Below are 16,636 nucleotides of genomic sequence, written 5' to 3' on the forward strand. Positions count from 1 at the left end.
CTCCAATCTGTGTGTAAGTTTTTGATTTTCAAGAGCAAGCTCCTGAATTGCTTTAAGTGCTATATTGGTCAATCTGAGATTATCCAGGTTCAGCGTGTCTCCGTTTTCGTAAACAAGCGTAGGATCCACTGCTTGGACCTCTTGGGCAATCAAACCAATCTTAGTGTGTGCTTGTCGTGGTCTATCCTCTTGCTTCTTCCAATCGTATTCCTTGAACTGGAATCGCTGGATATAATCAAGAGCTTTGTGCTTGCAATCAACGATGTTTTCTTTCAGACGTCTGTCTGAGAAATGCTGGTTGACAACTGACCACAGACTGTATGCTGTGCCATTGTAACTATAGTAGATATCATTCCCTGATCCACCAAACGCAAGTGACACATTGTTTGAGTTCCAAAGACCAATCGTGGCTGTTAGTTTTCCGTTAACACTACCCGTATCAGTCTTAAACCAACCTATCCCTTTTGCCTTGATGTAACCTTCAACAGTCATAATAAAGTCATCGCTTTGTAATGCGGTCGAATTGGTAGTTAAGTCTGAATCTTTATAAATGTATAGTCCGTAAGGAACGTTAGTCCCACGACCATAAGAGCCTATAAATTGGACTCCCAAACCGTCTTTTGAATTAACGGTTCGAGGTACATTGATTTGTAAACCTCCGTCTACTGTATCAAAAGAACCGTAAGTGCCAAGTTGAATTTTGGTATGACCAGTTAGGGTTCCCCCATAGATGTTGGCCCCTCGAATCGTTCCACCATAGATTCGGTCACCGCTTAAAATACCTGACCGAACCTGACTTGCATCGATTGCAACACTCTGAACTCGGTTAATAAATGCTTGCTTGGCAAATAGTTGACCCAAGTAAGCTTCGTTTGCGACAAGCTTATTGAAGAAAGCCTGATCAACTTTCAGTTTTTCGGCCGTAACAGCTTCAGCATCTAAAACAACTGTAGTCACTGAACCAGCTTCAAAATTTGCCGTTTTCAGCTTATCAACCATAGCCGACTTGATAACTGCCTTATCAATCAGGGTTTCGCCGGTAATGTGAAACAATTTTCCTATAAAACGGTTTATCCCATCAGCTCCTAGATTAAGCCCAGAGATGATATCTCCAGCTGAGTTGATATTCTGGACAGCCCATGAACCAGTTAGTTGACTTTGAACCGTGCGAATCGCTTCGTCTGTATCTTCTGGGGCTTGGGTGTAAGGTGTTGCATACGATCCTTTTTCAAGCTTGAGGCCTGCAACGTAAAGATTTGTGTTTTGGTTAAGTCGTTCTACACGAGGGAAGATAAAGCCGTCCTTAGTAATTTTGAAGGTAAATGAGTATCGTTGCCATTCGCTTGTTATAGAGACCGATGTTTCGGATGGAACACCCCAGCCTTTCTCGACGGAGCCGTTCCTATTTACATAAAAATTTACTGTGTCATTCTTCCAGTCACTCTTCATCCATAAGCTGAATGTATAAATTTCACCAATCTTCGCATCAATCTCTTGTCCAATACCATTCCACGAATTGCTTTTAAATAGGACATCACATCCTTGATACTTGTCTGAATGTTTTTTCCAGCCAACAGCCATATTTTTCCAATCGCCTGAAAAGTTTTTTGAGCCTTTCAACAAATTTTGACCATTGCTAGCATTTTTTGCAACTTCAACTTGAAAGAGTTGATTTGTCATAGCCATGCGTGCGACATTGTTAGCAATTCCATTATCTGTATTACCCAAAATCCGTTCATAGAGCTTGCTAGTCTCTTGCACTCGCTGGAAGTCCGTCTGATTAGCCTTTCCAGAAAGCAGTGAGGTGATATCTGCAAATCTGCCATCTACTGCTGTTTTGTAGTTAGCAATCTGCGTGGCAATCGATCCATTTTTCGGGTTGGTAATAGCTTCAAACCTACGCTCAAGACCTCTCACATCCTCTTGATAAGTAGCCTTACCAACATAATCTCGAGCGACCAGCTCACGAACTGTCGTCGCTTGTCGTGCGCTCTCTTCTCGAGTGTATCTTCTCAAGGATTCCTGTCGCTGATTATCTTGACCAACATAGGTTTCAACCGCTGCCATCTTAGTAGATAGACCATCAGCAGTCTGCTTAAATTCAGTCCTAGCTTCTGTGATTTGACTTTCTACATCCTCAATAGCTGGACTCCAATCAGTCGCGATATTGCCTTTCTCAATCTTCACATCCCAGACGCTTTTGACAGCTTCCTTATGATAAGTATTAACGCGTAGATGGTAGATACCTGTTGGTCTATTCCAGATAATTTTCGTTCCTGTTGTGCCTGTCTTGAGGTCTGATACAATTTGATAATTTCTGACATCCTTGTCCATAATCCAAAGAACTACGTTATCGGATTCTTTAAGTCCATCATGATGAGCTGTAAAGTTCCCGTCCGTTTTGGCAGAAATGATATATTCCTGCCCCTGTTCCATGTAAATAGACGTATTTCCTACATACAGAATGTTGTTGTCAAAATTTGCTGGCTTTCTATCTGGAAGAAAAGGCCCTTTCGAACCTCTTAACAAATTCCGTCCACCGACCCTCATTTTAGCGAAAGTCTGAGTCAGCCCATCGATACCCTGAGCGACTTCTGATTTGGTCGCAAATCCATTCATCTGGCCAGTCATGCGACTAAGGGCCTCTGTGGTCGTTCTGCGATATTCTGAAGCTTGATTGACTTCATTGTTGACCGTCTGTTTCAGAGCGTCCAAATCACCTGACAAGGCAGTTTGAGCGCTTGTAGCCTGCGACTTGAACGATTCAAGTTTGGCAACAGAATCCAACCCAATTTGCTTAGCTTCCTGAGCAAGCAGGGTACTTGCGCCAGCATTTCTCAACGCTTCTTCAGCCCTGCGCTTGGCTTCTTGTAATGGACCGTTGTTAAAACTGCTAAAGCGCTGGTCGATAGTGTCAGAGAGTTGTCTCTTGACTTCTTCGGCTCTGGCTTTGGCAGATTCGAGAGCATTATCAAATTCAAGTTTGTTGATTCGCATCTTCTCGTCGAATTCTTTATCCCTTCGATCGACCTCATCTGTGATTGCTTTTTCAATCAGCGATTCACTAAATCCGCTTACTGCATCTATTATCGCTTGTTGCCGTGTCGTACGATCTTTGGCTTGTAACGTTTGATAATCTCCGAGTTCAGCGACTGAACGGTTATCATCTAACTTGTCGATGACCAATTTGTGGATTCTAGCTTCAAAAGCTATTCCAATCTGGTCTCTTACAATTCCGACGCTATCACCAATCCAAATATCTTGTTCGATAGCATTAGCTAAATCTAAAAGATTGGCTTTGAACGTAGCAATAGGAACAGAAAGACGTTGCAACTCTTTATAAGTCGCTTTCAACAACTCAACTGGATCTTCTATGTTCTCGTTTGTATATACACCAAAACGATGCTTAATAACGCCATTTTGGTGCAAACCATAATTGTTTCTAGCAGCCTCATTAGCTATATAATTCTGGCCGGCTGGTTTGTCAACGGGGTCCCCTTTTGATACTGACCAAGTAACATCTTTAAATTGGATTCTACGTCCATAACCGCCCGTAGCTTCTCCAGTATCATCTGTGCTTTGTTCACCCCTACCCCTGCCGATAAGAGCAGTTACAACCTCGTCAGACGATTCTTCGTAGGTAACATTTAGAATGTTAGAGCCGTACTCAAATTGATGACCTGTTTTTCGTCCAAAGCGCTGATAAAGATCAATGTAACGACCGATGATTTTGTTTTCGACAAAAGTGTACCGAACCCGAAATTCACAACCGAAAGACTCAATAATTTTGACGAGAGCCTGTCTGACAGAAATGTAGTAAAATGACATCTTTCCGTTTACGATTAAACGGTTGGTGTCTCCAAGCTGATAGCCTGTTCCTTCTAAAATTCCACGCAATACTTGATCAGCAGTTCCGCTAGGTCGCTTATCCTCAATAATAAATGAATGCAAGTCGCTTTCTGCTCTATCAATTCCTTCAATAGTTAGACCGCTGTCATAAGATTTTTCTGAAATCCTAAACAAACAAAAAGCCCTGTCTCGTGATTGAAATCCGAAAAACTGGGCTTCTTTGATAATGTCCGGCTTGTAATCAACAGGGATTTCAAAGCTAGACCTATCAAATTGATTTAGTTCAATCGTATGAGTAAATTCTGCAAGGCTCGCTTCATCGATTACATCTATCAACTCTTCTAATTGGTTAAATAAATAGATCATGCGAACACCTCTCTATACTCAACGCTATTCAACGTAGCTCCAACAACTTGAAACGTGTTTACACCTTTTTGCAATTTAAAATAGCGACTATTAACCATATCGAAGTTCATCAACTCGTTTCTGTTGTTCAACTTGATTTCTCTCGTCTCACAATTAACAAGTAGATTTGAACCTTGAATATAAGTAGCTTTTAGCCGAATGTATCTCTGCGTTTCAAGATGCAAGATGCGAATTTCAGAACCTGCTTGTGTTGTTAGTCTCAAAATAGGTTCTGTTGGAAAATCACCGTTGTATATAATCTTGCTAGTTGTTACCGTTTTAGGACTGGTATATTTAAAAGGATCATGGCAAATGAAATGCAACTTGATAACTGTATCATTTGCATCTTCTAACTCTGGTTTCTTAACCTTAGAAAAGATAGCTTTATAATAGCGTTCTGGATCATCACCGAACACTAATTTCTTAGCTTCCCTAGAAAACAACAATCGATTTAATCGCTCGTACTGTCTACGCATACCTAAATCAGTAAAACCTGTTAACTTGACCTGTATCTCAATTTCACGCTCTTTATAAGTAGCACCATATAGATATTGGCCATCTCGACCTTTTATGGTTGCAGTTTCATGATGAAAATCAAGGACATCACGCCCTGTAGTATTTGCCACAAAGAACGTTCCGTCCTCGTTGTTCATCTCTTGATTGAGGCTCACATCACCGAATCGAACTTCTAGGCCAGAGTTAAATGTTGGTGTGCCTCTGATTGTGTCGTTAAAAGTATACATTTAAAACACCATTAAAGGCTTTGGGCCTTCAATCTTATCCTTTCTTCTTTACTTTGGATATTTGAAATATCGGAAACAAAGGCTCTGAAATCATTTGAACCAAGAGCGAGGTTAATAATAACCGGTTCTTTCGTCTGATTAACCTCATACGTTGCTGATAATGTACCAGAAACATTATTTGAGAAACCACCTTGCAAAGAATTAGACATCGCTGAAACTCTAGAACCTGCATCGTCAAACATCGAACGAATACCGTCTGCCATTCCGGACACATTGCCTTTGACATCTTCAAAGCCACTCATTAAAGCGGTATTGAAACCACCCATGATAGCTTGACCGGCTGGTATCAGCAATCTACGGTCATACGAGATTGGCCCTTTGTTTTCTGCAATCCAGCTAGCAATACCTCCAACAAAATCTTGAACTGCTCCCCAAGCAGCTTTTAAACCACCTAAAAAACCGTCCATAATTGCTTGCCCAGCTGCACTCAAATCAATATTCCATAATTGGTCGAAGAAACCTTTAACCGCTTCAATGGCGCTAGAAACTCCGCTTTTAAGTGCTTCTAACGCGCTTAAAAAACCTTCTTTCAAGGCGTTAGCTGCATTTACTACAGTGTCTTTAATCGCATTGATAGAGGTTGATACAAAGTTTTGAATACCTGTCCAAATTGTTGTTACGATATTTTGAATAGCGCTCAATACTGTGCTGATGATATTACTAATCGCATTGATTACCGTTGAGATAACTGTCTGGATGCCTGTCCAAACCGTTTGTACAATACCTTTAATAGCCTCCCACGCAGCACTCCAATTTCCTTGGATAAGCGCAGTCGCTACGCTAATAATACCTGCTATTACATTCAAAACAGTGGAAATAACTGTAGAGATAACCGTCCAAACCGTCTGAACAATTGTAGTGAATACCGTCCAAACTGCATTCCATACCTCTTGAACAATCTGCATGCCTGTCGTAATCACGTTTTGGATAACTTCAATAGCGCTTGTGATGAACTGCTGAATAGCTGTCCAAACCGTCTCGATGACAGGCTGAAGCATATTCCATGCGGTCGTAGCGACCTCTACAATACCATTCCAGATAGTAGACATGAACTCAGAGAAGCCAGCCCACAAACCTTTGATAGTTTCGACAATCGGTGTCAAAAACTCCACAAAGCCATTCCATGCAGTTGTAGAACCCTCTGTGATACTGTTCCAAAGATTAGTAAAGAACTCTACCAAACTATTCCAAGCGGTTTTAATTGCTTCAATGATTGGTGTCACTACTTCAACGATACCATTCCAAACTGTAGTAGCTATTGAAACGATTCCGTTCCAGAGAGCTGAAAAGAACTCTGTCAAAGCGTTCCAAACGTTCATCAACGCTTCCACTATCGGTTGTGCACCTTCTAAGAAGCTGTTCCAAACATCTGAAGCAAAAGACTTAATACCTTCCCAAAGCCCAGAAAAGAATTCTGTTAAAACATTCCATGCAGCCTTTATAGCATCGATAACCGGCTGAGCCTTCTCCATGAAGCTATTCCAAGTGTTTGAAGCCGTTTCTTTGATGTTATTCCAAAGATTAGAGAACCATTCGACAAATCCACTCCAAGCATTCTGTATCCCTTGCCAAGCGTTAGAAGCGACGTTAACAATTCCATCCCATAAGCCTATGAAGAAATTTCTGAATCCTTCACATTTATTCCACAATAAAACGAATGCAGCGATTATTCCGACAACCGCTACAACTATCAGACCGACAGGGCCTGAAACGAATGACACAATAGCTGTCGCAACGGGAGCTAGAAAGCCACCTATCTTAGACAAAATATTTAGTCCGCTCAGAGCGAAGCTAGCAAGTTTTGAACTTCCTGCCATAAATGTTAAAGCTGAACTTGCTGCTTTAGACCCTCTAGCAATCCCCCAAAGGGCCGAACCAACGTTCGAAGCGCTTTTCATAGCGCCGAATACCGTTTTGGATGTTTGGGCCGCATTGCTAAGTCCCGTCAAAGCATCCGCTGCTAACTTAGTCGTTCTTTGAGCAGTTTTAAATGCAAGAAATGCTGATGCAATGGCTCTTATCTGCTCTGGACTCAAACTTTGAACAACCTTGGCGAAGGACTGAATAGCAGTCGAAGCAATACTTAAAGCTTTCCCGATCTTTTCACCAAATGAGGCCATGTCGCCTCCAGAAAAGGCTGATGCAACCTTCTTAATAGCTTCCCAAACTTCGCCCAACGCCTTTTTAAAATCAGCAATTGCGCTTGTATTCGAAAAACCTTGCCAAAATTCCTTGATTTTAGCAACAGACGCACTCACGAACGACGCTATCTTTTCAACGATTGCATCAAAGTTAATTTTTGACAGGACATCTTCAAGACCAGTTGCTAACTTCTTAAAATCAATCTTATCAAGCTGATTCATAATCGCTTCAAGAGCCTTGATACCTGCCTTAGATAATGCGTCAAAAGCTGGTTTTAGTTTGTTTGCTAGCGTTTCTTTCAATCCATCTAGCGCTTGGTCTATCGTCTTATAGCTTGTGGCCATGTCCTGCATAGACATACCAGCTCGTTTAAATGCTTCAGCAAAATCATCTGTTTTAACTTGCCCTGCTTGAATTTTAGTAATCAACTCATTTAGAGACATCCCCATTTCTTTGGCAACAGCACTCATACCTGCCGGAGCCTGTTCCATCATGACACGAAAGTCTTGCCAACTGATTTTCGGCTTAGCTAAAGCCTGCACCATTTGTTGAGACAAGGATTTCATCGCTTGCTTAGGGTTTTCAGCAGATGCGGCAAGTCCACCCATTGCTTCAACTAGTTGTCCGCTGTCCTCACGACCGATTGCAGCCATCTGTGAGAACGTACTCGCCATATCTGAAGCCGAGTAGATGGTTTTAGTGGCATAGTCCTGCATAGCCTCTTTAGCTTGGTTGATTTGGTCTTTACCCCAACCTAATTTACTAAGGTTTCCATCAAACGTGTCCCACGCTTTCTTGGAACTGTTCAATTCTCCAACCATTTCGCCCAAAGAGCCTTTAATGCTACCAACTGCTGAACCAATTACTGAACTAACCAAGTTTGCGCCCAACATTGATTTAAACATAGAGCTACTCTTGTTTGAAATCGTATCAAATGCAGATGATGTTTTTTCAAGTCCGTTAATTGCCTTCTGTAATCCGTTCAAAGTCGAACTCATTCCTTTGTCAACCGCGGTTAGTATCGCTTCGACCGAATAAGTTTCTGCCATTATTTACCTCCTTTCATTTCAAATTCGCTTTCAGTAAGAGTCGCTTCTCTTCTTCTGAAAGTTGATACTTTTGCTTAGTCGTATCTTTTTTCTTGTAAAAATCACTGTATTTTTTATATAAAGGAGTTTTGCCGTCCAATTTAGTAGCTTCCACTTGTCTAGATAGCCAAGCAGAGCGATGTAAGAGTTCATCTTCATCTTGTTTTCTTAGCAACACCCCAGTCATTAGCAAATCGTACTCGTACATTGTCATACGACCAATCTCGTTCATGTCTGTGATGTTCAGAAATCGTACACAATTTATAATGATTTCCTCAAACGTTTCAAGAGATGATTTCTTAACTACTTCTTGAGATCTTGGTTCATCTCCGACATCAAAGACTTACCCGCATTTGATTCACTCAATTCTTGAATAACATCATCAAATAATTGTTCTAAATCTTCATGCTCTTCAACAAACGTTTCAACATCGGCTAAGGAAGGTCGTGGGCTTTCTGTGACTGTTCCGTGATAGAGAATATCAGCCAATGAAGCGATGTTTTTAGCGTACAATTCAGGAATTTTAGTAGATAAAGCCATTCCGAATTTCATCCCGTTTCGCTCAATTGGGAAAGTTTTATCCAACGAACGTACAAATTTAACACCGAATTTCACATTGTAAGTTTTTCCATTGATTGCTAATTGCATTGTTATTTCTCCTTTTTTCTACAAAATACAATAAAAAAGAGAGGCATGCACCTCTCTCAATTTCTTCTACCCACCAACTCCTGGAACGCCTGAAGCTGCTGATGAACTAGATGCTGACTTAGTAGTGTCAGCGAACTCATACTGAACCACTTCAGCTTGGCTGGTGTTGAGAGTAGCATATCCCTTGACACCAGTACCATTAACTGCGATTTCTAGTTCGAGTTCAATCAAATCTTCAGCGTTCTTGGTTTTCTTGAATGCAGTTAGATAACCTTGGTAGTATACTGACTCAAATTTATCACCTTGCTTCTTAGCATTCTTTTCGATTTCCCAAACTTCGATAAGTTCTCCCTTATCCATAGCTTTTTCAAGCTTAGCAACAAGTTCATCGTCTTCAGCCATGATAGTCGTAGCGCTGATAGAAACCTCAATGCCACCAACTGATTGAAGAACGCCGTCTTTAGTTTTAACCGAGTTAGCGTCACGGCTCTTCTCAGATGAATGTTCAGTTTGAAATGCTAATTTAGCACCATCTGCTTTGCTTGCTTCACTCAACAAGCGAAATAATAGAATACTGTCAATCCCTTTTTTTGCAATAGGCATTTCATGCCCTCCTTTTTCTATAAAATTGTAAATACTAACCGAATACGACCGCGTTTTAGCGGTTCGACTGTCGTATCGTCATCCATAAGCGATATAGTTGATTGAGCAATATTCAAAGCTACATGATAGCCGTCTGCCTCACCAACCATCATCGCTTGAGCTAAGATACTCGAACACATATCAGATACCTGTTTACGTTTCTTACGAGTGCTCCAAACAGAGACAACCAGTTCAACTGTCCCCTTAACATCCGTCTTGTTTGGCACGAGCAATGAAGTCGTATCCTCAAATTCAACGAACGGATAAGGAGCATTATCGTCTGGCTTGTAATCGTAAGTTGTGTAACCTAAAAAAAGACAACGTTTAAATACGCTGTCAAAAATTGCTTGTTCTCTTGATTTCATTTAACCAACCTTTCCAAATCACGCTTGAAAAGTGCTTTTTGGTCGTCAAAAGCTGGCTTAATAAACGGTTGTGCGCTCATTTTCCGAGTGCCTAGTTCAACGTATGCAGCATAAAGTGTTCCGGGGGCAACACGATACTTGAACCGATCAATCTTACTACTGTTTACAGAGATAGAACGCTTAGTAGCACCAGTAGGCTTCACAAAGTGCCTGCTGCTTCCTCTACCCTCATAATGCCCCCTAAATTTTGAAGCATTCTCAACAGCTTTCTTTTGCATGTTACTGCCATGCTCTTCGATGATTTTTTCAACTTCTTCAAGCTTTGCAATTCGTTGCAATTTCGCTTGAAGCTTGTCTAAACCTCGAAGTTGAAAAGTTGTACTACCCAATCGATTTGTCCCTTTCTAAGTAAAAAACTGTCTCGGATTGCTTGTCTGCTCTACACTTATAGCGTTCTCCTTGATAGTTAAGATAATCAAATGCGATTTTAGGTTTATTTTGCAGATAAACAACCTTTGAGTCTCGCTTATAAGCGCCAAATACAGCAACTTGCTTATTAAGACCCAAGTCCATAACATAAGCTGGCAAGACAAGTCGTTCATCTTCTCCTGTTGTGTATTCTCCAGTTTCTGGATCATACACTTCGGATTTCTTATTGAGAATTTCAACTCTATCGTTATATCTCATAACATTTTAAACCCCGCATTGAATGTTTTAGCGCAAACACGCTTGATAATGCTGTCATACTCTTTGAAATCATCTGAACTAAAGGACATCGAAGCACCCTCTATGTCGTGCCTTGTCAGCCCTTCTGCACCTATGCGATTAAACCGTTTAATCATAACCTCGGTAATGATGTAATCAAGACCTTGTGGAACATCATCAACCCCAGCATAAGCCAAAAAATGAGAAGTTGTCAACGTAGAGATTGTATGAAGTAATGTGTCTTGTAAATTATCGTCAATTCCTAACAACGTTTTAACTTGAGAGATATCTGCCATGCTATCCCTCCAATACAGAGACAAGTTCCTCTTTGTTCAAGGTTGAATAACCTTCAATATTTCGTTCTTTCGCAATATCTTTTAGTTCTTTCACCGTGAAATCTCCATAGTTGATAACTTCTTCAACTTTCTGCTCTTTGTTTTGATGATGTCTGCGTAACATCATCCCCATTAAGCACCCCCGAATTTAACGACTCGTGTAGGATCGTACAAGTAAACGCCATAGTGTTCATCACCAGTGATAACCGTTGTCTTTTTAAGGATGTCACGGTCTGTTTCGATAGCTACATCACGTTTAAGATTGATTACAAACGCTCCGTATTTAGCGACATCATCTGTATCTGTGTCAACAGCTGAAACTTTAACAAGGAAACCTTTACCTTTTTCAACTTTTTTAGTACGAACAATTTGAATACCATGGAATTCGCCAAATGTCCCAGATACAACGATATCCGCGCCGATTTCTGAACCACGAACCCACTCTTTAGCAGCATCTCCGCGCAAAGCAATAGCATCTTCAGGGTTGAGAAGAGCAACGTAACGTGCGTCTTCTTCGTCTGCAAAGACTGCCAACGCTTTATCAAGTGCATCGCCAGTTGTAGGTGCTTCAGCTACGAATTGAGTGGCTTTTTTAGCTTCTTCCACTAAATCATTATCTACTTTGTTAGCGATAGCCAAAGCAATTTGATGTGTCGCTTGACCGATTGGATCACCATAACCAGAAAGAACCGATTCATCTGTAAGTTCAATACCTTTACCAGCTTTTTTGATCGTCATAGTAGACTTCTTAGTAGTCAATTGGTCTGGAGTGATCGCTTCACCCTCGGCGATGTCTTTGGCATCTCCAGAGTATTCCCATTTTGGAACTGTGACAGTTGTGCCTGGTTGCCCAACAAGTGTGCGCTCGACGAATGCAAGCGGTGTGAATTTAATCATTTTAGGAAGTTTAGCTGATACCATATCAGCCATTACTTCTGGGTTGACCATTTGTGCAAGTTTAGTTTGTGTCATTGTCTATTATCCTTTCAACTTATGATATAGTTCTGGGTTATTTTGTAGTAATTCATTTCTACTTTGATAACCCATTTTGTTAAATTGTTCTTTGGTAATTCCACCATCAGAAACATCTTCCATCTTCTTAGGTGTCTTACCTTTTAGTTTCTCACCGACTTTCTTATCGGCTAAGTCATTCACCAAAGCTACAAAGCTTTCTACAGCCTCCTGTGTAGCCTCTGCGGTGTCTTGTACGACAAGTCCTAGGATTTTATCATCTACAACAATACCGCCTTCAGAAAGCATTTTAGAGGCTTCTCGCTCTAGTCCGCTACGATTGATTTTGGCTTCCAGTTCAGCAATGTATGCTTTTTGTTTTTCCTGTTCATACTCTGCTTTCTGGGTTTCGTTCATCTGACGTAGCTTTTCGGCTTCATCCATCTTAGCTTGATACTCTTTTTCAGCAGAACGCTTGGCCTTAGCTTTTTCTTTCTGAATGATTTCATCAAGCTGAGATTGTGTGAATGTTTTTTCTGTAGTTTTTTCTTCTTGAGTGCTAGCTTGTTCAAGTTCAGGTTCTTCTACAGTTGTTTTTTGTTCTTCTGCCATTTAAGGCCCTCCTTTTAAGTCCGAGTGGACTGATATCCTTGGCTTTTAATGTCGTCAAAGTTCGGACAATATAAAAACCGTACGGGATTCCATACGGTTAGGTTTTATAGTTTAATTTCTTCAATTTTCGCACGCTGTTCTAGAATCGAAAGATAATCCCACATGACTGAACGCTGACGCTTTAACAAATCAATCGGGCATTTAGGTTCAAACTCTAGCTGCCCTTTTTCGTATCGACCAATCATCGTGTCTATTTTTTTGAATCGTTCTCTCAATTCATGATATTCTTTTCTAAATCTTTCTTTCCAATCTACCATTTTTTCTACTCCTTTCTTCAATTCACTAATTTATAGCAATTTACAGTGATTTATAGCAGTCTATTCCTGCAAGTCAAGATTCTGGATCACCTCCTAATCTTTAATAGAACGATTTGAAACCTTGGCGTAAACATCCACATAAGTCTCTTTCTTGTCTCCGTTATGCGTGATTTCTGCATAATTTCCACAAGGTTCGCTTGATGTAATTGCGTTCGTACTAACAAGAGCTTTCCAATTTTGTAAAGTCTTGCTAAACCAAACTACAAAGCAATCTTCTGCTTTGATTTCACGACCTGATAAGCGCGAAAATTCTTGTGATGCCAATTGTTTTGCTTTTTCTAACATTTTATTCCTCCGTTTTTTCATATGTTTCTGCAAAAATATCAGGCTTACATGGATAAAATTCACCTTGCACGCCTTTGATAATGTAGTCGCCTTCTGTTGCTACCATCAATCCTTCAAGTGTTTCTATCTTTAGAACTGGATTATCCAAATCAGCATAATCTACACGAACTGGATCCAATCCTAACTCTGACAATTTCAAAATTGATTCTTCAGTATCTACGAACTGAACCGCCTCAATTACTACAGGTTTCTTTCTGTATTTCATTTCTTCAATCCTTTCTGAGCACGAAAAAAGCACTTAGATTTTTCTAGGTGCTTTGATAATTGTTGGTTATTTTTTTTACCCAAAACCGTGTGAAAATTTATCTGGCAATTTTTTGCCAAGTTTGATGCTTTTAATTAAAGTATCTTTTACAAACGAAGCAAACTCTTCCAAATCGTCGCCTGTATAACTGTAATTCAAGGTGTTTTTATCCACTGTAGCAATGCCTTCACACTCTCCACTCACTGCAGAATATTGTCGCAGAGTGGCGTCGTCTTCAATCCTGCTCAAAGTAATAATCTGTTTATCAATCTTCGCCATTTTCACTTGCCTCCTGATAATTAAATTTTATGTTAGCTTTTTTATGAGCTTCATCATAATCCATTTTTTTATGATTCATGTAGTACGACTCAAGACTCTCGTGTTGTAGCATTATTATATCACTCTCTTTTGGGTTGCCCGTGTATAACCTTTGGAAACTTTGAGCCATATCATAATGTGGATAAAAGTTCATCATTCTTTCTTCAAAGGCTTCATAATCCCACAATAAATACTTATTGTCTAGGATGTGTTCTAATGCTTTTAACACTGTTGAATATGGTAGTTTACTGCTTTTTACCATTTTTTTCACAACGTCTGCTCTGTTCGAATTTCTCAACTGATTGTAGTATCTTACTGCGAAGTCATTCTTTTGTTTCTCTACGTCTCCACGAGCAGCGCTTATTGAACCGCTAGAGACTAAAGAATCCAACTTATCCATACCCTGATTATACATCTTTTCCCCGTCTTTCGCAACATACTTGTTGTTCAAAGCTTTATAATCCGTATCATCACGTATTCCATAGCGCTTTGAATCTTTCCTAAAATGCGGTACTGTCGTACATCGACAGTTAGGATGAAACGGTGGTGCGTTCAATGCTGGAACCAACTCAGATACTTTAAATATCTTCCCATTGAACGGTTGGCAAATCTGACACGCTTTTAATTCTGTCATGATTTCATATTCTTCGACACCATTAGCCTCATAGTTAGTTTTCTGTGCTTCTGAATAAACCCTTGCTGACTCTGTAACTGCCAACCGTCTAGCGTAGCCATACGAAACATCAAACTCTTTCCTAAGGTTGTTAATCAGAACATTTGTGCCTTTGCCTCTCAAAACGGTATCAGTAACACCTTTCTTGACGATATCTCTCAACTCGCTTTGCCTTTCCCAAATTCTAGAAGACCACGTCGCATTATTGAAATTAGCGTATATAATCGTATCTGCTGATACTTTTGAAGCTTCAAAACTTCCGAGCGTCATATTCAAGACACCAGCACTAAACAGATTCTCTCGTCTGATTGATTCAGTCAAATGCTTATCTATGATTTCAAACTCACTCAAAGCCAAATCATATTGATGTAGTTTGATATTAGCTTGCAACACTTCAAGACGACTTGTTTTCATCTTAAGATTATACAATCTCATCAAGTCGTTTTCTGCCTTTGTGAAATCCTCGCTCGTTACTTTCTGACCACGTTCCCTTATGCGATTGGCACGTTCAACTAACTGTCTAGCCTTAAACTCAACATTGACCATATCGAGCCTATCAGCTCTCTGTTTAGCTTCTAGCTTCGTGATGCCTTCTTTATCAGCGTACCTTTGCCAAAAACTATCTATTTCTTTCTGAATATTGTTAGCGTGTTGTTGATAGACACCGTGCAGTTGATAAGCTACTCTCTTATCTGCTAGTTCCCTAGCCTTTTCTTCAGCACGATACCTATCTTCCCAATACTTATTGGTCAACATCTGCTATAACTTTCTGACTTTCATCTATTTCAGCGTCTGAGTAGATTTTTTGTTTTTCTAAACGAATCTCAAGATTGCTCATAGATTCCTCTTCTTTTCCCATTTTTTCGATTTCTTTCTGCGGATCATCTATGATAGATAGGACAGATAGCTTAGTTTCTTCTGAAACTTGTCCAGATAACTGTCCTACAATCTGCGCCTCTTCAAGAATGTTTCTTGGTACATTTCTAGTAAATGTATAGGTCAAATCTGTCCATGCATTTTCATAGACCGTTGTCAAAGGCACGCTAAACACAATCTGATACAAGCGATTAAATGCAGATTGTAGCTTTCTATCTTTCATGCGAGCTAGATTGTCCATCGCCTGCAACTTAAACGCAAGAGCAGTGCCGGATGAATTTCCAAATTCGGATTCAGACATATTAGCAACCATTGAAATAGCAAAAATAGACTCTTTCAATAAACTGATAAAGTTCTCTTGCGTCGTGTCTGAACTTGGTTTTTCTAAGAAATTAACCTCAGGCAACGGTCCGTCACCATTTTTCCAAAGATTGAAAATCCTGTTCTCTCTGATTTGGCCAGCATCTTCTTCCTGTAATTCAACGCCAAGTACCTTCAAATAAGCGTCTGCGAAATAATCTACATCATTCGCTTTCTCGCTTGCTGCCTTGTTTAAAGCATTTATCAAGGTCTTGACGCTTTCAAAAATACTTTGCCGTTCTTCGTTCTCAATCACTTCAACGACTGGAATGGAACTATAGATGTGTTGAGTACGCTCACCAAACCTTGCTGAACCACCAGTTGAGAATGTAGCGTCAATCACTTCATCATTCGTGATAACTTGTCCGACACCTGTTTGGCTATTCTCGTTAAACGTGTACCTTACTGCAAACAGTGGTCGCTCTTCAATGCTATTATCATGCACGATGAACATATTGATTGGACTGTTATATGTCGCTCTAGTCTGCTTGTATTCGTCTTGATAAACATAAATGAACGCATGACCAAATACACTAGACATCTTAGCAAGTTCAAACTCTGAATCTTCCATATCGTTGATCTTACGGAACTTGGCAACAAATTCATTCACGCCTTCGTCTTCATGCTTGATTTTAACTGGCACACCAATTTGGTAGCCTGTGAACGTGTCTACAATATATTTTGCGTAATTAAAAACCAGGCGGTTGTCTGGTTTCCAACTATCTTTTTTAGGCATTTTCAAGACTTCATGTTGTGAGAGATACATATCCTCACTTTCAACATAATTCTTGACTAGTTTGCTCATGTGAAGCCTAATCGCCTTGGTAACGATTTCTTCATTCACTTTCTCACTCGTTGTCGTGATGACTTTTCGTTTATTAACAAAAACTTTTGCCAA

At 40.1% G+C, this 16,636-nt stretch carries 19 protein-coding genes; all 19 read right to left on the bottom strand.

Annotated features, from left to right (window positions below):
• The coding region (locus ADH90_RS10575; RefSeq protein WP_053092371.1) for a phage tail spike protein at window positions 1-4,215 on the bottom strand (4,215 nt) is incomplete at its 3' end.
• On the bottom strand, window positions 4,212-4,997 hold the full coding sequence (locus ADH90_RS04645; RefSeq protein WP_049530163.1) for a distal tail protein Dit: 786 nt from the start codon (window positions 4,995-4,997) through the stop codon (window positions 4,212-4,214). The genes ADH90_RS10575 and ADH90_RS04645, both read right to left, overlap by 4 nt.
• Window positions 4,998-5,008: 11 nt before the next feature.
• Complete coding sequence (locus tag ADH90_RS04650; RefSeq protein ID WP_049530164.1) at window positions 5,009-8,248, bottom strand: tape measure protein; 3,240 nt, start codon at window positions 8,246-8,248, stop codon at window positions 5,009-5,011.
• Window positions 8,249-8,261: 13 nt separating this feature from the next.
• Complete coding sequence (locus ADH90_RS04655; RefSeq protein ID WP_065427206.1) at window positions 8,262-8,519, bottom strand: hypothetical protein; 258 nt, start codon at window positions 8,517-8,519, stop codon at window positions 8,262-8,264.
• 71 nt (window positions 8,520-8,590) lie between these two features.
• Window positions 8,591-8,935 carry a tail assembly chaperone gene (locus tag ADH90_RS04660; protein ID WP_049530166.1) on the bottom strand — a complete coding sequence of 115 codons (345 nt, stop codon included), beginning with the start codon at window positions 8,933-8,935 and terminating at the stop codon, window positions 8,591-8,593.
• A 66-nt stretch (window positions 8,936-9,001) separates the two neighbouring features.
• Window positions 9,002-9,538, bottom strand: coding sequence for a phage major tail protein, TP901-1 family (locus ADH90_RS04665; RefSeq protein WP_049530167.1), 537 nt, complete (start codon window positions 9,536-9,538; stop codon window positions 9,002-9,004).
• 17 nt (window positions 9,539-9,555) lie between these two features.
• Window positions 9,556-9,942 carry a phage capsid and scaffold protein gene (locus ADH90_RS04670; RefSeq protein WP_049530168.1) on the bottom strand — a complete coding sequence of 129 codons (387 nt, stop codon included), beginning with the start codon at window positions 9,940-9,942 and terminating at the stop codon, window positions 9,556-9,558.
• Window positions 9,939-10,331 (bottom strand): HK97-gp10 family putative phage morphogenesis protein, encoded by a 393-nt coding sequence (locus tag ADH90_RS04675; protein WP_053092372.1) that lies wholly within the window; start codon window positions 10,329-10,331, stop codon window positions 9,939-9,941. Before ADH90_RS04675 ends, ADH90_RS04670 begins: the two co-directional genes overlap by 4 nt.
• On the bottom strand, window positions 10,324-10,629 hold the full coding sequence (locus ADH90_RS04680; protein WP_049530169.1) for a hypothetical protein: 306 nt from the start codon (window positions 10,627-10,629) through the stop codon (window positions 10,324-10,326). The genes ADH90_RS04675 and ADH90_RS04680 overlap by 8 nt, the downstream gene beginning before the upstream one ends.
• On the bottom strand, window positions 10,626-10,943 hold the full coding sequence (locus ADH90_RS04685) for a phage head-tail connector protein (protein WP_049530170.1): 318 nt from the start codon (window positions 10,941-10,943) through the stop codon (window positions 10,626-10,628). The genes ADH90_RS04680 and ADH90_RS04685 overlap by 4 nt, the downstream gene beginning before the upstream one ends.
• Window position 10,944: 1 nt before the next feature.
• Window positions 10,945-11,115, bottom strand: coding sequence for a Rho termination factor N-terminal domain-containing protein (locus tag ADH90_RS10805; RefSeq protein ID WP_080982621.1), 171 nt, complete (start codon window positions 11,113-11,115; stop codon window positions 10,945-10,947).
• Complete coding sequence (locus ADH90_RS04690) at window positions 11,115-11,954, bottom strand: N4-gp56 family major capsid protein (RefSeq protein ID WP_049530171.1); 840 nt, start codon at window positions 11,952-11,954, stop codon at window positions 11,115-11,117. Before ADH90_RS04690 ends, ADH90_RS10805 begins: the two co-directional genes overlap by 1 nt.
• Before the next feature lie 6 nt (window positions 11,955-11,960).
• Window positions 11,961-12,545 carry a DUF4355 domain-containing protein gene (locus tag ADH90_RS04695; RefSeq protein WP_049530172.1) on the bottom strand — a complete coding sequence of 195 codons (585 nt, stop codon included), beginning with the start codon at window positions 12,543-12,545 and terminating at the stop codon, window positions 11,961-11,963.
• 104 nt (window positions 12,546-12,649) lie between these two features.
• Window positions 12,650-12,862: a crAss001_48 related protein gene (locus ADH90_RS04700; protein WP_049530173.1), complete on the bottom strand. Its 213-nt coding sequence runs from the start codon at window positions 12,860-12,862 to the stop codon at window positions 12,650-12,652.
• A gap of 93 nt (window positions 12,863-12,955) precedes the next feature.
• Complete coding sequence (locus ADH90_RS04705) at window positions 12,956-13,207, bottom strand: DUF6275 family protein (protein ID WP_049530174.1); 252 nt, start codon at window positions 13,205-13,207, stop codon at window positions 12,956-12,958.
• 1 nt (window position 13,208) lies between these two features.
• Window positions 13,209-13,472, bottom strand: coding sequence for a hypothetical protein (locus ADH90_RS04710; protein ID WP_049530175.1), 264 nt, complete (start codon window positions 13,470-13,472; stop codon window positions 13,209-13,211).
• A 75-nt stretch (window positions 13,473-13,547) separates the two neighbouring features.
• Window positions 13,548-13,790, bottom strand: coding sequence for a hypothetical protein (locus tag ADH90_RS04715; RefSeq protein WP_049530176.1), 243 nt, complete (start codon window positions 13,788-13,790; stop codon window positions 13,548-13,550).
• Window positions 13,777-15,258, bottom strand: a complete 1,482-nt coding sequence (locus ADH90_RS04720; protein ID WP_049530177.1) for a minor capsid protein — start codon at window positions 15,256-15,258, stop codon at window positions 13,777-13,779. The genes ADH90_RS04715 and ADH90_RS04720 overlap by 14 nt, the downstream gene beginning before the upstream one ends.
• The gene (locus ADH90_RS04725) at window positions 15,245-16,636 is read right to left on the bottom strand and encodes a phage portal protein (protein ID WP_049530178.1); all 1,392 of its coding nucleotides are present in this window, start codon (window positions 16,634-16,636) and stop codon (window positions 15,245-15,247) included. Before ADH90_RS04725 ends, ADH90_RS04720 begins: the two co-directional genes overlap by 14 nt.

The sequence above is a fragment of the Streptococcus pseudopneumoniae genome (genome assembly GCF_001073085.1).
GTDB classification, from domain to species: domain Bacteria; phylum Bacillota; class Bacilli; order Lactobacillales; family Streptococcaceae; genus Streptococcus; species Streptococcus pseudopneumoniae_M.

Bases quoted from the DNA above. Each gene is read 5' to 3' on its own strand.
- ADH90_RS04645 (WP_049530163.1), bottom strand. From the start codon at position 4,997: ATGTATACTTTTAACGACACAATCAGAGGCACACCAACATTTAACTCT.
- ADH90_RS04650 (WP_049530164.1), bottom strand. From the start codon at position 8,248: ATGGCAGAAACTTATTCGGTCGAAGCGATACTAACCGCGGTTGACAAA.
- ADH90_RS04655 (WP_065427206.1), bottom strand. From the start codon at position 8,519: ATGAACGAGATTGGTCGTATGACAATGTACGAGTACGATTTGCTAATG.
- ADH90_RS04660 (WP_049530166.1), bottom strand. From the start codon at position 8,935: ATGCAATTAGCAATCAATGGAAAAACTTACAATGTGAAATTCGGTGTT.
- ADH90_RS04665 (WP_049530167.1), bottom strand. From the start codon at position 9,538: ATGCCTATTGCAAAAAAAGGGATTGACAGTATTCTATTATTTCGCTTG.
- ADH90_RS04670 (WP_049530168.1), bottom strand. From the start codon at position 9,942: ATGAAATCAAGAGAACAAGCAATTTTTGACAGCGTATTTAAACGTTGT.
- ADH90_RS04680 (WP_049530169.1), bottom strand. From the start codon at position 10,629: ATGAGATATAACGATAGAGTTGAAATTCTCAATAAGAAATCCGAAGTG.
- ADH90_RS04685 (WP_049530170.1), bottom strand. From the start codon at position 10,943: ATGGCAGATATCTCTCAAGTTAAAACGTTGTTAGGAATTGACGATAAT.
- ADH90_RS10805 (WP_080982621.1), bottom strand. From the start codon at position 11,115: ATGGGGATGATGTTACGCAGACATCATCAAAACAAAGAGCAGAAAGTT.
- ADH90_RS04690 (WP_049530171.1), bottom strand. From the start codon at position 11,954: ATGACACAAACTAAACTTGCACAAATGGTCAACCCAGAAGTAATGGCT.
- ADH90_RS04695 (WP_049530172.1), bottom strand. From the start codon at position 12,545: ATGGCAGAAGAACAAAAAACAACTGTAGAAGAACCTGAACTTGAACAA.
- ADH90_RS04700 (WP_049530173.1), bottom strand. From the start codon at position 12,862: ATGGTAGATTGGAAAGAAAGATTTAGAAAAGAATATCATGAATTGAGA.
- ADH90_RS04705 (WP_049530174.1), bottom strand. From the start codon at position 13,207: ATGTTAGAAAAAGCAAAACAATTGGCATCACAAGAATTTTCGCGCTTA.
- ADH90_RS04710 (WP_049530175.1), bottom strand. From the start codon at position 13,472: ATGAAATACAGAAAGAAACCTGTAGTAATTGAGGCGGTTCAGTTCGTA.
- ADH90_RS04715 (WP_049530176.1), bottom strand. From the start codon at position 13,790: ATGGCGAAGATTGATAAACAGATTATTACTTTGAGCAGGATTGAAGAC.
- ADH90_RS04720 (WP_049530177.1), bottom strand. From the start codon at position 15,258: ATGTTGACCAATAAGTATTGGGAAGATAGGTATCGTGCTGAAGAAAAG.